Consider the following 2,461-nt stretch of genomic DNA (forward strand, 5'->3'; position numbering starts at 1 on the left):
TAATCATCAGATGAATTATTGTATTTCATCTGACAACCATAAAGGGATTATCGCAATTTTTCGAGATCAATTCGTATAACTGGTCTCTTTTTCTTTGAATTCAAATAATGCCCAGACTTGCGTGTCTGCACCCTTTCAATCAGATTCGTAATCAATAAGCACCTACTTGCTGCTATCCTGTTAAAAAAACAACAAACTAAACTGAAAACACTCAATAACATACAGTGAAACCTCTTACTCTATTTTACTAAATTTTAGATTCCTACCATGACATTTATTGAAATTTATTGAAATTATTCTGTCAACACAACCACATCATATCTTCCCCATATGCAGAACCACTATAAAATTTTCTGATTGACATCTCAGTCAAAACATAAACACCTTTACCTCGCTTAAGTGATAATATCCAATGATGATTAGAAATCAATTTTAGGGCCTTGAACATAATTGGAATTTGCTCAAAACTCGGGAACGTATCACCGGCGCTGTGGACTTGAATTGTTTGAATAATTCCAAACTTTTTTATTATGTTTATTGGTTCGATACTCTTTTAAGTTGGAGCATGTATATTCATAAGTTGCACAACTCTATGGTCATTAGTCTCACTATTCAATAACAAAGCACACACGTCACCCAAAATCAGCCTCAAAACCACCCCAACAACTTGCAACAGATGTAACTTGTTTCAAAATACACAAATTCCATTGTCCACCCCCTAAACAAAGAGTATTCTCCCAATATAGAAACTATGTAAGCGCTTGATTGCATGCAAAAATCATCCGCGCAACCAAGTCAATTAACCGGGGAGTCCTCACCGTGAAACCAAAAAAATTCCGTCTCTTTGATGCCGTCCTCATGGCGGTTGTTGTTATTTTAGTCGTTGAATCTGTTGCACCAGCCTCTGCCATCGGGCCATCCCAGTTTTTCTTGTGGATTTTTCTGCTTTTCTTCTTTTTCATCCCCTACGGTCTCATTTCATCGGAACTGGGTACCGCTTTTCCCGACACTGGTGGACTGTACGCTTGGGTCAAGTCCGCATTTGGTAAGCGCTGGGGTGGCAGACTCGCTTGGCTCTATTGGATCAGCTATCCAATTTGGATCATGAGCGTGGCCGTCATCTTTGCCCAAACCGCAGCGACCGTTTTCGGATTTCGGTTAAACGGTATCACGACTATTTTGCTGCAGTTGCTATTCATCTGGACGGTAGTCTTCATTGGTAACAAACCTGTGGCCGATAGTAAATGGATCATGAACTTGGCTGCATTCGCAAAAATTTTCATCATTGTCGCTCTTGCAGTGCTTGGCATCTACGTTGCATCTACAAAAGGGGTTGCTAACAGCTTCACACTAAAAACAATGCTGCCGCAAACCAATCTTTCCAGTCTCAGTAACGTCTCGATTATTGTTTTTAACTTCCTTGGATTTGAAGTCGTCACCACTATGGCTGGCGATATGGATAACCCCAAGAAGCAAATTCCTCAAGCAATCATCTTCGGAGGTTTGTTGATTGCTGGCTTCTATCTGCTTGCGGCTTTCGGTATCGGTGTCGCTATACCAGCCGACAAGTTGTCTGCTTCAAGTGGACTTCTCAGCAGTTTCACACTCCTCATCGGCCATGCCAACTGGTTTACTAAGGTGATTGGTGCCTTATTCCTCTACAGTCTCATTTCCGAAATGGTATCTTGGGCGCTCGGCATCAACTATGTTGCAAACTATGCAGCTAAAGATCACACGCTCCCCCACCTCTTTAGCGTTGAGAGCCACGACAAAATGCCAGTCGGTACAGGGTACCTGAACGGCCTGGTCGCCACAATACTGGTTGTCGTTTCGCCTTTAATCCCGAATCAGGATCTGTTCCAGGCCTTCTTTGAACTCAACGTCATTACGCTTCTGTTGGCTTACGCAATGTTGTTTCCAGCATTTCTCAAACTACGGAAAACACAGCCAACAACACCGCGACCGTTCAAAATTCCTGGCGGCCGTTTCGTCGTTGCTGTAATAACCTGGGTACCTGAAACCTTGCTGATATTAAGTATTCTCCTTACTATCGTGCCACTGACCACTAACGAAATTCCCACGAAGTTACCGATTCTAATTGGTACGGTCATCGCCCTAATTATTGGTGAGGTGGTTGTTAGAATTTCGGATAGTCACATTAGCCTGAATACGCCGGCATTAGAACCCGTCAAAATTGAAAAGACAAATCAATAAAACAAATGAGGTAAGGCAGTTGAGAGGCTGCTGCAAAACGAGCTCAGTGCCCATTTTGCAGCAGCCTCATGCCTTGGACAATGTGCCTCGGTTGCCTATGAAAAGCCGTTTTATAGTTATTTCTTCGACTAACCGCGGGAAGCAGATTAAACTAAAAGACAATTTTACCCCTAGAATATAAAAAAACATCTAGCCCAGTTTAAAATTCAAGTGCAACACTAATCAACTAGACCTTTCAGACTAGACA

The 2,461-nt window shown here is 42.2% G+C and carries 1 protein-coding gene; it reads left to right on the forward strand.

The genetic code is table 11. The annotated features are described in order from the left end of the window. The first annotated feature begins 819 nt into the window (after nt 1-819). Nucleotides 820-2,214 (forward strand): APC family permease, encoded by a 1,395-nt coding sequence (locus tag FC82_RS13705; protein WP_082620381.1) that lies wholly within the window; start codon nt 820-822, stop codon nt 2,212-2,214. Nucleotides 2,215-2,461 lie beyond the last annotated feature (247 nt).

The sequence above is a fragment of the Secundilactobacillus collinoides DSM 20515 = JCM 1123 genome (assembly GCF_001435975.1).
Classification (GTDB): Bacteria; Bacillota; Bacilli; order Lactobacillales; family Lactobacillaceae; genus Secundilactobacillus; species Secundilactobacillus collinoides.